This is a genomic window from Clostridium sp. CMCC3677, assembly GCF_023845585.1.
Classification (GTDB): domain Bacteria; phylum Bacillota; class Clostridia; order Clostridiales; family Clostridiaceae; genus Clostridium; species Clostridium aquiflavi.
In genome coordinates this window covers 92,211-106,281 of sequence record NZ_JAMQHS010000003.1, presented here as the reverse complement: position 1 = coordinate 106,281, position 14,071 = coordinate 92,211, and the positions used below count along the sequence as shown (strand labels likewise).

General features: G+C 27.0%; 12 protein-coding genes. 10 read left to right on the top strand and 2 right to left on the bottom strand.

The window, feature by feature from the left end; all coding sequences use genetic code 11:
• Positions 1-42 precede the first annotated feature (42 nt).
• Positions 43-690 (top strand): sporulation protein YunB, encoded by a 648-nt coding sequence (gene yunB, locus NG901_RS04310; protein ID WP_252212517.1) that lies wholly within the window; start codon positions 43-45, stop codon positions 688-690.
• Positions 691-764: 74 nt separating this feature from the next.
• Here the strand turns inward: yunB and hpt are convergent, their stop codons facing one another.
• The gene (hpt, locus tag NG901_RS04305; RefSeq protein ID WP_252212516.1) at positions 765-1,286 is read right to left on the bottom strand and encodes a hypoxanthine phosphoribosyltransferase; all 522 of its coding nucleotides are present in this window, start codon (positions 1,284-1,286) and stop codon (positions 765-767) included.
• 547 nt (positions 1,287-1,833) lie between these two features.
• Between hpt and hflX the strand changes: the two genes are divergently transcribed.
• From hflX to NG901_RS04280, 5 genes are all read left to right on the top strand, one after another.
• A complete protein-coding gene (hflX, locus tag NG901_RS04300; RefSeq protein WP_252212515.1) occupies positions 1,834-3,651 on the top strand; it encodes a GTPase HflX in 1,818 nt (605 codons plus the stop codon).
• A 232-nt stretch (positions 3,652-3,883) separates the two neighbouring features.
• A complete protein-coding gene (locus tag NG901_RS04295) occupies positions 3,884-4,792 on the top strand; it encodes a nucleotidyltransferase domain-containing protein (protein ID WP_252212514.1) in 909 nt (302 codons plus the stop codon).
• A 19-nt stretch (positions 4,793-4,811) separates the two neighbouring features.
• Positions 4,812-6,239 carry an aminotransferase-like domain-containing protein gene (locus NG901_RS04290; protein WP_252212513.1) on the top strand — a complete coding sequence of 476 codons (1,428 nt, stop codon included), beginning with the start codon at positions 4,812-4,814 and terminating at the stop codon, positions 6,237-6,239.
• Entirely contained in the window at positions 6,227-6,874 is a 648-nt protein-coding gene (locus NG901_RS04285) for a YigZ family protein (RefSeq protein WP_252212512.1), read from the top strand. Before NG901_RS04290 ends, NG901_RS04285 begins: the two co-directional genes overlap by 13 nt.
• A 422-nt stretch (positions 6,875-7,296) precedes the next feature.
• A complete protein-coding gene (locus tag NG901_RS04280) occupies positions 7,297-8,037 on the top strand; it encodes a YebC/PmpR family DNA-binding transcriptional regulator (RefSeq protein ID WP_252212511.1) in 741 nt (246 codons plus the stop codon).
• 524 nt (positions 8,038-8,561) lie between these two features.
• Here the strand turns inward: NG901_RS04280 and NG901_RS04275 are convergent.
• Positions 8,562-8,897, bottom strand: a complete 336-nt coding sequence (locus NG901_RS04275; protein ID WP_252212510.1) for a hypothetical protein — start codon at positions 8,895-8,897, stop codon at positions 8,562-8,564.
• 530 nt (positions 8,898-9,427) lie between these two features.
• Here NG901_RS04275 and speD point away from each other — a divergent pair.
• Genes speD through NG901_RS04255 form a run of 4 tightly spaced genes read left to right on the top strand, consistent with a single transcriptional unit; the run spans position 9,428 to position 13,838 of the window.
• On the top strand, positions 9,428-10,246 hold the full coding sequence (speD, locus tag NG901_RS04270) for an adenosylmethionine decarboxylase (RefSeq protein ID WP_252212509.1): 819 nt from the start codon (positions 9,428-9,430) through the stop codon (positions 10,244-10,246).
• A gap of 16 nt (positions 10,247-10,262) precedes the next feature.
• Positions 10,263-11,720 carry an aminotransferase class I/II-fold pyridoxal phosphate-dependent enzyme gene (locus tag NG901_RS04265; RefSeq protein ID WP_252212508.1) on the top strand — a complete coding sequence of 486 codons (1,458 nt, stop codon included), beginning with the start codon at positions 10,263-10,265 and terminating at the stop codon, positions 11,718-11,720.
• Positions 11,721-12,584 (top strand): polyamine aminopropyltransferase, encoded by an 864-nt coding sequence (gene speE / locus NG901_RS04260; protein WP_252212507.1) that lies wholly within the window; start codon positions 11,721-11,723, stop codon positions 12,582-12,584.
• Between the two features lie 54 nt (positions 12,585-12,638).
• Positions 12,639-13,838 carry a saccharopine dehydrogenase family protein gene (locus tag NG901_RS04255; protein ID WP_252212506.1) on the top strand — a complete coding sequence of 400 codons (1,200 nt, stop codon included), beginning with the start codon at positions 12,639-12,641 and terminating at the stop codon, positions 13,836-13,838.
• The last annotated feature ends 233 nt before the right edge of the window (positions 13,839-14,071 follow it).

Here is a 14,071-nt window from a genome sequence, read left to right as displayed (position 1 = left end):
TATAATAAGAGTAAACTAATAACTCATTATAAAGGTAGTGAAATGAAATATTATACAAAGCGTAAAAAACGAAAATATATTCCAATTATAGTAATTAGTATAGCCCTTGTTATTATCTTTAATTCAATGGCAGTATTTTTGGATAATAAAGTTATGCCAGCATTGGATAGAGTAGCAGAAATGACTGTAAGATCAAGAATTCTTAACATAATTAATAGTAACAGTATTAAGCTTTTTGCAGATGAATTTAATTATAATGAAATGATAAAAATAGAAAAAGATAATGAAGGAAATATAACTCTTATTCAAGCAGATACTGTAAAATTAAATTATTTAGCATCTAAGTTATCTATACAATGTAATGAAGAATTGCAGAATCTTGAAGATATAAAAATAAAAATACCATTAGGATGGTTTACTGAAAATAGTATTTATTATAATGTAGGACCACAAATAACTATTAGAGTTGAAGATATAGGGAATATAAATGCAAATTATGAATCAGAATTTGAAAGTGCGGGAATTAATCAAACTAGGCATAGAATATATCTTAATGTTGAATCAAAAGTTAGAGTGATTTTACCATTTAAAACTAATGAAGTTGAAATAGCAACTAAAGTACCAGTATCAGATACAATTATAGTAGGAAAAATACCACAAACAGCAATTGATTTTAAACCTGGCAATTAAAAAAGAAGCCTCTACTTTTAAATAAGGCTTCTTTTTTAGATTATAATATTTTAATATATAAAATGGATTATAAATTATTCCCAGTTAAATACATAAGGAATATTTCTATAATGATCTCCATAATTTAATCCATAACCAACTACAAAAAGATCTTCAATTGTAAAGCAGCAGTAGTTAGGTTCAATTTCAACTTTTCTTCTTGATGGTTTATCAAGTAAAACACAAGTTTTAACTGATGCAGCACCTAAACTTTTTACGTGATTGACAACAAAATCCATTGTTATACCAGTATCGATAATATCATCGACAATAAGAACGTCATATCCTTCAATATTATCAGGAATATCATTAATTACTTTAACTTTTCCTGAAGATACTTCATCATGACCGTAGCTTGAAGTAGTCATAAAGCCTATTTTAGCTTTTGTATCTATTGATCTAACTAAATCAGCTGCATATATAAAGCTACCTCTTAATAAAGATAAAACATAAAGGTTTTTATCTTTATAATCTTCAGTGATAACTTTACCTAGTTCTTCTATTCTAGCATCAATTTTTTCTTTAGAAAAAAGTATGTTACGCTTTTTATTATCCATGCAATTCTGCTGTTAAAATCTAAAATCATAATAAAGATTTAACAACAGGTCACCTCCTCTAATATATCTCATTTAAGTTTCTTTAAAGTATTTTAATAGTATAAAATATTAGTAATATTGTCAAGGAGGATGTCTCATTATTTTATTCTTTAGTAAAATATGAAACATAAAATTTAAGGTGGCCCAATACCATCTTAGTTTAACTTTTACTGAAATTGTATGTTTTCAATAGAAGTATGATACAATACACTTATGAATTTATTGAAAATCAAAGGGAGTCAGATAATACAAGAGCACTTACAAGGAAATATTAATAGTATAAAATTATATGAAAGTTCTTAAGATAAGACTAAATTATTATTTATAAAATTAATTTGATGATAACTAGTATATGTGATAAGTTAGAATGATAATGTGGACACTAATTAAGAAGTAAAAAAATATATTAACTAGTTTTTATCATGTTTATTAAAAATTGGGTTGATAAATTAAAGAAGTATAGTAATTTTTAGAACTTTTGTAAGAATTAAATTTGAGGTGATTTACAATGATAGAGGGAAATATTGATGGAATTAGAAATTCTATTTTAAATGAATTAGAAAGAATATATTCAATTAGAACTTCTAAAGATGAAGTATGTAATGTAGAAATTTTAGATATAATTGCTAAGGTATCAGCAAATATTGAAAGAGAAGTAAGCGTAGCAATAAATAGAAAGGGTAATGTTACGTCAGTTGCTATTGGAGATTCAACATCAGTTGAAGTGCCTTTAATAGATATAAGTGAAAAGAGACTATCGGGGGTTAGAGTTATACATACTCATCCTAATGGATATTGTAATCTTTCAGCTTTAGATGTAACTGCACTTTTAAAATTAAAACTAGATGCTATTGTATCAGTTGCTATAACAGAAGAAGGAAAAATAAAAGATTTTTCATTAGGGCTTCTTAGACTTTATAACAATAAGCTAGAATATGATGAAAATATGAATTTATCTTTAGAAGAAATTACATCTGTAAATATATTAGATAAGATTAAGTTTATAGAAAATCTAATAAAAGTTAATGATGTAATAGAAGAAACAGGTGAAAAGGCAATACTTGTAGGTTCTGATACAAAAGAAAGTTTAGAAGAACTAGAGGAACTTACTAAAGCTTGCAATATTCCAGTTTTACAAACGGTATTTCAAAGCAGAAATAAAATTGATCCTTCATTCTTTATAGGAAGAGGAAAGGTATTAGAAATAGCTTCTATTAGACAAATAGAAAGAGCTAATGTAATAATATTTGATGATGAATTAACAGGATCACAAGTTAGAAATTTAGAAGCAGCTTTAGGAGCAAAAGTTATAGATAGAACTACATTAATTCTTGAAATATTTGCAACAAGGGCTAAGAGCAAAGAAGCTAAGATTCAAGTTGAACTTGCACAACTTAAATATAGATTAAGTAGATTACAAGGCTTAGGTACAATACTTTCAAGAACTGGAGGAGGTATTGGAACTAGAGGGCCTGGGGAAAAGAAATTAGAAACAGATAGAAGACACATAATGGAAACTATCTATGATTTAAGAAAAGAACTAAAAAGAATAAAGAAGACGAGAGAAGTACAAAGAGAAAAAAGAAATAAAGAAAGTATTCCTAAGGTATCACTTGCAGGTTATACTAATGCAGGAAAATCAACTTTAAGAAATGTTCTTTGTGATTTATCAGCAAGAAAAGATACTGTAGGAAAAGAAAAAGTATTTGAAGCAGATATGCTGTTCGCAACACTAGATACTACAACAAGAGCTTTAACATTAAAAAATAAGGGGTTAATTACATTAACAGATACAGTTGGGTTTGTTAGAAAATTACCACATGATTTAGTTGAAGCATTTAAGTCAACATTAGAAGAAGTAATATTTTCTGATATCTTATGTCATGTAGTTGATGTATCATCAGAAACTGCAATAGAACAGTATAAAGCAGTAAATGAAGTATTAACAGAATTAGAGGCAATTGATAAAGAAACAATATTAGTTTTAAACAAGATAGATAAAGCAACTGAAGAACAAATAAGTGATTTTATTAAATTTATAGAAAATGATGAAATTAACAAGGAACAAGTAATTATAAGAATATCAGCTAAACAAGGAATAAATTTAGAAGAGTTTTTAGCATTAATAGAAGAAAAACTTCCATATAATTATAAAAAAGCAGAGTTCTTAATCCCATATGATAAAAGTAATATACAATCATTTTTACACAGAAATGGCAGAGTTTTAGAAGAAGAATATAGAGAAGATGGAACATTTATGATTGTTGAAGTTGATGATGAAGTATACAACAAAACTAAAGAATATGTATTAAATGTACTAAGCTAATAAATAATTTATAAAATTTAAGAAATAATTTATTAAAAAATTCTTAGATAAAATAGAATGGAATCTAAAAATAGATATAAAAAATAATAGGTCTATTTTAAAGTGTTTTATACAAAGATTCCATTTTAAAACTAAGAATTTTTTATTTTTTAAGAAACTATAAAATACAACAATTCTTTAAATGATTATTTAATTAAGTTATAATAGTTAGATGGGGAAAGGGAGCGATATAATGTTAAAATCAATATTAGAATATCAAAAATCATTTCAAAAGTTAATAAATGATTTAAAAGTTAATAGAAAAGTTTTAGCTATATTTGCTTTTGGAAGTATAATAAGTGGAGATCTCTGGGATGAATCTGATATAGATTTATTTGTTTTATATAAAGATAATTTCGATGAAATTAGGGATGTATATTCGGAAATATTAGGAATAGATGTTCATATGAAATTATTAAGCAAAGAGAGCTTTTTAAATTTATATAAAAGTGATGGAAAAAAAGGCTTTGCAAGAAATATATTATTATCTTCTAAAATTGTATTTTCAAGAGATGAAGAAATTACATTAACTTTTGATGAGGCAAAATATAGTTTAGATAAACATATTGAAAAATGGAATTTAGTTTATTTAGGTAAGCTTATAAAGGATCTTAGAGTGACTAAAAAATATTTACATAATGGTAGCGTATTTACTTCATATGAAATTTTGATAAGAGCTCTAGATAGCTTTTCAAAATTATATTTAAATTTAAATGGGTATACAGTAAGCAAAGATGCTGTTAGAATGGCAACAAATTTAAATGATAATTTTAATAATATTATAAATGATTTATTTTATAAGCCAATGTCAAAAGAAAATATAGAAAATACATTAATGTACATTGAAAGATTTTTAGAGCTGAACATAGTTGCATCAACTAAAGCTCTAATAGAATTTCTAAATGAAAAAAGAACTTTTTTAAGTTCATATGAAATAAAAAATGATGTGAGATTTAAAGAGTTTGATATAAAAATAGAAGATATATTAAAAGAGCTTTTAAAAAGAAATTTAGTGAAAAAAGATATAAGAAAATTAGATATAGAAGATAATAAAAAGTTAATCAATGAAAATGTATATTCATGCAAAAATTATAATTTTTAGGTTATAGAGGGTTTAAATAATGGGTGAATATATTAAATTATATAAAGAAATAGAGTTTGAAGAAGAGATACCTAAGTATATACAAATATCTAATTTTACAAAAGGTTTAATAGAGAAGAAAATAATAAAGGATAAAGCAAAATTGCCTACAATAAGAGAGCTGTCTAAAGTTTTAGGCGTTAATTCAGTTACCATTGTTAATGCATATAAAAGATTAAAAGCTGAAGGATATGCGTATCAAAAAGTCGGTAGTGGAACATATGCAAAAGTAAAAGAATTACCTAATATATTTAGAAGAGAATATTCAAATACATTAAAAAAATTAAGAATAGATGAATTACCTAATATAGTTGATTTTACAGGTGAAACCAATACAGAAGTGTTATTTCCAATAGAAGATTTGAAGGAAATTATAGATAAGGTTTTAGATAGAGATGGTGCAAATGCACTTATATCTAATAATTCATATGGTTATAAGAATCTAATATCAACAATAAATAATGTTTTTTGGAATGATCAATTAAATGAAGAAGATATACTTGTTGTATCTGGTGCTCAACAAGGTATAGATATAGTTTCAAAAGGAATTTTAAATATAAATGATAATGTAGTAGTAGAAAAACCTACTTATGGAGGTGCATTATCTGTATTTAAGTGGAAAAAAGCTAATATTTTTGAAGTACCAATAAAAGAAGATGGAATAGATTTAGATAAGTTTGAAAAAATACTTCAAAAAAATAATATAAGATGTTTTTATACTATGAGCTATTTTCAAAATCCAACAGGAGTTAGTTACAGTCTAGAAAAGAAAAAAAGAATTTTAGAATTAGCAGAAATATATGATTTTTATATAATAGAAGATGACTATTTATCAGAACTTATATATGAAAAATCAATAGAATACATTCCTTTTAAATGGCTAGACAGAAATGAAAGAGTTATCTATATAAAAAGTTTTTCTAAAATATTTTTACCAGGAATAAGACTTGGGTATTTAGTTGCACCTGAAATTTTTAGAGAAAGTCTTCAAAATTCGAAATTTAATACAGACATAACTACTTCAAGTTTGATGCAAAGAGCTTTAGATTTATATATATACGAAAGTAAGTGGAAAGAAAACATTAAAGCTTTGAATATTGAATACAGTAAAAGATATAAGATGATGCAAAAAATATTAGACAATGATTTTAAAGATTTGGTAAGTTATATTGATCCTAAAGGAGGATTGAATTTTTATCTAACATTAAAGGATAGTAAAATAAATTCTAAAGAATTATTTTTAAGATTAAGAAAAAAAGGAGTATATATAACTCCAGGAATAATGTTTTTTACATCTCATAATGATGGGAAAAATACATTTAGAATAGGATTTTATCAAACTGATGAAAGTAAAATTATAAAGGGACTCAATATCTTAAGAGAGGAGTTAATTGAATGCCATATATAACTATAAGAAATTTTGGTGAAGACAGATTTGAAGAAAAGAAATCTGAATTTATAGGATATGCAAAACGTGTGGAAAGCGAAGAAGAAGCTAAAGCCTTTGTTAGTGAAATAAAAAATATGCATAAACAAGCAAGACATAACTGCTGGGCATATGTTATAGGTGAAAATATGAATATTCAAAGATATTCTGATGATGGTGAACCTCAGGGGACAGCAGGAATACCTATATTAGAAGTTATGAAAAAGAGCGGTATAACTGATTGTGCTGTAGTAGTAACAAGATATTTTGGTGGAGTTTTACTTGGAACAGGGGGACTTACTAGGGCTTATACTAAAGGTGCAAGTATATCAATAAAATGTGCAGGAATTGTTGAAAAAGTTGTTGGGTTAAAATTAAGTTTAGAAATGGATTATGATTTATTTGGAAAAGTTCAATATATATGTGCACAAAATTTATGGCATATAGAAGATACTGAATATACAGATAAAGTTATTGTTCATATTTTAGCTGAAAAAGATATTATAGAAAATATGGAAAAAGAAATGATTGAATGTAGCAGTGGGAAAATAATAATATCTAAGAGCGATGAAGAAATATATTTTAAAGAAGAAAATAGATTATATAAGTGTATTTAATTTACATATAATAGCAATTACTTGAATAGCAATCGTTGTTATGATATAATTTTTGGTGATTTTTATATTAAAGTATATATTAAAATAATGGTGAATTAATTATATTATTGTAATTGAAAATCTATATTAATATTATTTTTTTATTTAGATTTAGTAATGCAATTTATATATTTAAATTAGGCTCTGTTTTAAGTGTGTGTTGATATATGCAATAGGTAAAGTGGCATTGTAATTGGAATTTGAGAATTCTCAATGAGTATTGTCACATTTACTGCTTGTCTCAATTTTACATTGGAACAAGCTAAAATGGGACTATACTCATTTTAGCATTCCTAAGTTCAATTACTTCGCTCACTTTTCTTATGCATATATCAACACTCTGCTAAAACATAGCCTTAAATTAAAGTAAGGAGGAAAACAATATGTCAGGACACTCAAAGTGGCATAATATTCAAGCTAAGAAGGGCAAAACAGATGCAAAAAGAGGTAAAATTTTTACCAAAATAGGTAAAGAATTAATGGTAGCTGTTAAAAATGGTGGACCTAGTCCAGAAATAAACAATAGATTAAGAGATGTTATTGCAAAAGCAAAAGCTGCTAATATGCCTAATGATACTATAACAAGATCAATTAAAAAAGCATCAGGTGAGTTAGGAGAAGTTAATTTTGAAAATATAGTTTATGAAGGTTATGGCCCTAGTGGAGTAGCTGTAATTGTTGAAACACTTACTGATAATAAAAATAGATCAGCTGGTAATGTAAGAAGCGCTTTCACAAAAGGTGGCGGAAACATGGGTACATTAGGATGTGTAGGATTCATGTTCCAAGAAAAAGGCGAACTTGTAATTGAAAGAGCTGATAAAGACGAAGACGAAATGATGATGCTTGCATTAGATGCTGGAGCAGAAGATTTCAACGCTGATGAAGAAGAAGTATTTGTAGTTACAACAACTCCAGAAGATTTTGGAACAGTAAGAGAAGCATTAGAAGCAGCTGGAATTGAGTTCTTAGAAGCTGATGTTAAAATGATTCCAGATACATACACAGCAATTAATGAAGATGATGCTAAGAAGTTCCAAAAGATGTTAGACTTACTTGATGATGATGATGATGTTCAAGAAGTTTACCACAATGCTGAGTTCCCAGAAGGATGGGAAGAATAAAAAGCTAAGTAACATTACATTGAAATAAGAACACCTTTAATATCAATGAGAATTCACATTGATATTAAAGGTGCTTTTTTGCATAAAATTAAGGCTATGTTTTAAATTAAAAAGTAACTTGCTAATGGGGATGGCAAGTTACTCTGAAAATTGAAAGTTATGATTATAAAAGGGGTATTTAATTAGTAATTTCTTTATATTGATTATTATATAGATCAATTGTTACAACATAATGTCAATTTTGTGTAAAAAATAATACTTTTAATTTTAATCTAAAAGCTTAATAGTTCTGATATATATTATAGTGAATTGGTCGATTATTCTAATATTTATATAGGATAGGATAATTTTGAATCTTATGCTTATAATATTAATGACAATCTAGATTCTTAAATTATTATGAAATAAATAGGGTTGCAAAGATTATATGCGATCATATATAAACAAATAATAAATATGATTTCTGAGAAATAAGAAAATAATAGATACTTGTTGAAATAATGTTGATATTTTAGAATAAAATATCAACTATTTACTAAATCTTCTACTAAATTTTTAGCTACTACCATGTTACTACAATCAATTTTATCAGGTCTTGTAAGTAATGACGCACTTTTAAGATATATGCATCCATCTATTATTTTACTAGAATCAACTTCTTGAGTTGGATCTTCTTCATAAATTTCTTCTAAGTTTTCATATTTTGTTAATACTACAATTCGTCTACAAGCATCATCATATTGATCAAATATATTGAAAAAGCTATTGTATGTATCAAAAGATTTTACTGATGTAACTACTTTTAAATATAAATTATATTCTTTAGCAGCATCTAATGCATTAATATAATCTTTATTCATATAAATTTACCCCCTTTTTATTATTTATATTTTTATAAACACATAATATATTATATCATATAGTGTTGATATAATATTATAAACACTATATGAATTATAAATAAAAAATAATTATATGCTGCACCATTATTCTTGCATTGCATTTGGAAAGGGTGCATGACTAAAAAAAATCGACGGCTCTAAAGTCACCTTGACGATTTTGTTCTTGACAAGATTTGCAGGATGAAGAAGTTTACATGATTAATTAACAATTAAAATAATAAATTATTTTTGAAAATCTTGAACTTATTACAAGTTATTAAAAAAAAAGTGGGAAAAAATTTAAAAAACAGTAGTAATTAAAATTAAAATATAGTAAAATGTACAAGATAAAAGATTAAGAATAGCTAAACTAAAAGTTAAGTATTTGTAAGAATTTCTAAAAAACATGCAGATTATAGAATAATTTTGTAGCATTTTTACATATGCTTACTGAAAAAATAAGTATATATTAATTAAACAATAAAGTGTTATTTTTATAGAGAAAGGTTGTGATGTTAGGGTTGGAAAACAAGCTGAAATTATACGGCTTTAACAACCTCACAAAAACACTTAGCTTTAACATCTATGATGTATGCTATGCAAAAAGTGAGCGAGAGCAAAAGGACTATATTGCTTATATTGATGAGCAATACAATTCAGAAAGACTTACAAATATTTTGTGTGATGTAACTGATATGATAGGTGCTCATGTACTTAATATTTCAAAACAAGATTATGATCCTCAAGGAGCAAGTGTAACAATATTAATATCAGAAGAAACACTTGCAGTAAAGGAAATAGATAAATCATGTAATCTTGGACAAATTGATATTTTAAAGACTAGAGATACTGTTGTAGGTCATTTAGATAAAAGTCATGTAACAGTACATACTTATCCAGAATATCACCCAGATAATTCAATTGCTACTTTTCGTGTAGATATTGATGTATCTACTTGTGGAGAAGTTTCTCCATTAAATGCATTAAATTATCTTATTGGAAGCTTTGATTCAGATATTATAACAATTGATTATCGTGTTAGAGGTTTTACTCGAGATGTTGATGGAAAAAAGCTATTTATAGATCATAAGATAACATCAATACAAGATTATATTGATGAAAGCACTTTAAATAAATATGATGCGATGGATATAAATGTATATCAATCAAACATATTTCATACAAAAATGTTAATTAAAGAAATTGAACTTCAAAATTATCTTTTTAATAGGGATGTTTATGAAATCAAGCCAAAACAAAGGCTTGAAATTGAAAACAATTTGCGTAAAGAGATGATAGAGATTTTCAGTGGAACTAATATATATTAATGAGGGGGATTGGAAAATGAAAGATAAGGAATCTCACTCAAAGTCTCCTATTTATGAAGCTTTGATGAAGTATAAAAAAGCAAGAGTTGTACCTTTTGATGTACCAGGACATAAGCAAGGACGAGGAAATCCTATGTTAAAAGAATTTTTAGGCGAACAGTGTCTTTCTGTTGATGTAAATTCAATGAAACCATTGGATAATCTTTGTCATCCAGTATCAGTTATAAAAGAGGCAGAGAAACTTGCAGCTGATGCTTTTGGCGCCAAACATGCTTTTTTTATGGTGAATGGAACTACATCAGCAGTACAAGCAATGGTTATGAGTGTTTGTAAGAGAGGCGAAAAGGTTATAATGCCTCGTAATGTTCATAGAAGTGCTATAAATTCTTTGGTAATTAGTGGTGCTATACCTGTTTATATAAATCCAGGTGTTAATAAAAAATTAGGCATACCTCTTGGGATGTCTGTTGAAGATGTAAAAAGAGCAATTAAAGAAAATCCAGATGCAAAGGCTGTACTTGTAAATAATCCAACTTACTATGGTATTTGTTCTAATTTAAGAGAGATTACTAAATTAGCTCATGAACATGGAATGTATGTTTTAGTAGATGAAGCACATGGAACTCATTTTTATTTTGGAGAAGATATGCCTGTATCAGCAATAGATGCTGGGGCAGATATGGCTGCTGTTAGTATGCATAAGACGGGTGGTTCATTAACACAAAGTTCATTTTTACTTTTAAATTGTGATTTACGTATTGGATATGTAAGACAAATAATTAATTTAACTCAAACAACAAGTGGTTCATATCTTTTAATGTCATCTTTAGATTTAGCAAGAAGAGATCTTGTGCTTAATGGAAAAGAAATTTTTAACAAGGTAAAAAATCTTGCTCAGTATGCTAGAGATGAAATAAACAAAATAGATGGATATTATGCTTTTTCAGAAGAACTTATAGATAATGATACTGTTTTTGATTTTGATAGAACTAAGTTATCTATATTTACTAGGGATATAGGACTTGCTGGTATAGAAGTATACGATATTTTAAGAGATGAATATGGAATACAAATAGAGTTTGGAGATATTGCCAATATACTTGCCATTATATCTGTTGGAGATGGAGCTTTAACCATAGAAAGACTAATCTCAGCATTATCAGAAATCAAGAGGTTACATTCGAAAGATAAAGCAGGTATGTTTGACCATGAATATATAAATCCAGAAGTTATACTTACGCCTCAAGAAGCATTTTATTCTTCAAAAAATTCTATACCTATGAATGAAAGTGTTGGTAAAGTATGCGCTGAATTTGTGATGTGTTATCCACCAGGAATTCCTATTCTTGCGCCAGGTGAAAAAATAACTAAAGAAATTTTAGACTATATAAATTATGCAAAAGAAAAGGGATGTTTTTTAACCGGAACAGAAGATTCAAAAATTGAAAAGATTAATGTAGTGGAGGCAGAATAAATGGAATTATGGTATACAGAAAAGCATACAGAAGATGTAAAATTTTCAATTAGAGTTGATAGAGAATTATATAGTGAACAAAGTGATTTTCAAAGAATTGATATTTTAGAATCAAGGGAATTTGGAAGAATTTTTACATTAGATGGCTTAATGATGGTAACTGAAAAGGATGAATTCATATATCATGATATGATAGTTCATGTTCCTATGGCAACTAATCCTAATATAAAAAATGTTTTGGTTATCGGTGCAGGTGATGGAGGAACTATAAGAGAGCTTACAAGATATAAAACCATAGAAAAAATAGATATGGTTGAAATAGATGAAAGAGTTGTTGAGGTATGTAAAAAGTATTTACCTAAAACAGCGTGCAAGCTTGATGAAGAGAGAGTTAATATTGTATACGAAGATGGTTTAAGATTTGTTCGTAATAAAGAAAATGAATATGATTTGATAATAGTAGATTCAACTGATCCATTTGGACCAGGAGAAGGACTATTTACTAAAGAATTTTATGGGAATTGTTATAAAGCATTAGGTAAAGATGGAATATTAGTTAATCAACATGAAAGTCCATATTATGAATATTATGCAAAATCAATGAAAGATGCCCATGAAAAAATACAAGGATTATTTAAAGTAAACAAAGTTTATCAAGCGCATATCCCAACTTACCCATCAGGACATTGGTTATTTGGATTTGCTTCTAAAAAATATGATCCAATTGAAGATCTTGATGCAGAGTTATGGAATAAATTAGGAATAAAAACAAAATATTATAATACAGATCTTCATGTGGGATGTTTTGCGTTACCTACTTATGTAGAGGAACTACTTAATGAATATAATGAAGATAAGGAATAGAAAAAAATAAAAAGAGAAAACTATATTTACATGAATGAATTGGAGGAATTAAAAATGGGAAGAGCTTTAATTATTGGCGCTGGAGGAGTTGCTAGTGTAGCAATTCATAAGTGTTGTCAAAATTCAGATGTTTTTGAAGAAATATGTATTGCAAGTAGAACATTATCAAAATGTGATGCATTAAAAACTAAATTAGAGGGTGGAAAGACTAAGATACAAACAGCAAAGGTTGATGCTGATAATGTAGATGAACTTATCTCTCTTATAGAAAAGTTTAAACCAGATGTTGTAATAAATCTTGCACTTCCATATCAAGATTTAACTATTATGGATGCATGTTTAGCAACAAAAACTCATTATGTAGATACAGCTAATTATGAGCCACTTGATACAGCTAAATTTGAATATAAATGGCAATGGGCGTATAAAAAGAAATTTGAAGAAGCAGGAATAATAGCTTTACTTGGTAGTGGCTTTGATCCAGGAGTTACAGGCGTATTCAGTGCTTATGCTCAAAAACACTATTTTGATGAAATAAACTATATTGATATTTTAGATGCTAATGCAGGAGATCATGGGTATCCTTTTGCAACTAATTTTAATCCGGAAATTAATATTAGAGAAATTACAGCTAATGGAAGCTATTGGGAAAATGGTAATTGGGTAGAAACAGAACCTCTTGAATTAAAAGAAGTTTATAATTTTCCAGAAATAGGACCAAAGGATATGTATTTATTACATCATGAAGAATTAGAATCTTTAGCTATTAACATTAAAGGAATAAAGAAAATTAGATTTTGGATGACTTTCTCAGAAAAATATATAACTCATTTAAAAGTACTTGAAAATGTTGGTATGACATCTATTGAACCAATTGAATTTGAAGGACAAAAAATAGTTCCATTACAATTTTTAAAAGCTGTTTTACCAGATCCAGCATCATTAGGTCCAAGAACTAAAGGAAAAACTAATATAGGATGTATATTCCAAGGCGTTAAGGATGGAGTAGAAAAAACTTACTATATATATAATGTATGTGATCATGAAGAATGTTATAAGGAAGTTGGATCGCAAGCTATTTCTTATACAACAGGAGTTCCAGCTATGATTGGCGCAAGTATGATATTAAGAGGGTTATGGAATAAACCAGGTGTTCACAATATAGAAGAATTTAATCCAGATCCATTTATGGAGGAATTAAATAAATGGGGATTACCATGGCAAGAAGATTTTAATCCAACTTTAATTAAGTAAGTTATGTTTTAGTAGAGTTTTGATATATTTAAACTTTAGTAATCTTAATTAAGAACAATATAGTTTGTATAGATATACATTTTAAGAATGATGAAGAGATAAATTTTCTTCATCATTCTTAATATAAAAAACAAAATAATATTTGGTTAATTTAATATTATTAAATTCAACTACTTAGTCCATCAAAATTTTACTAAAACATAGCGTAAATTTAAAATTAGGAGGAATATATT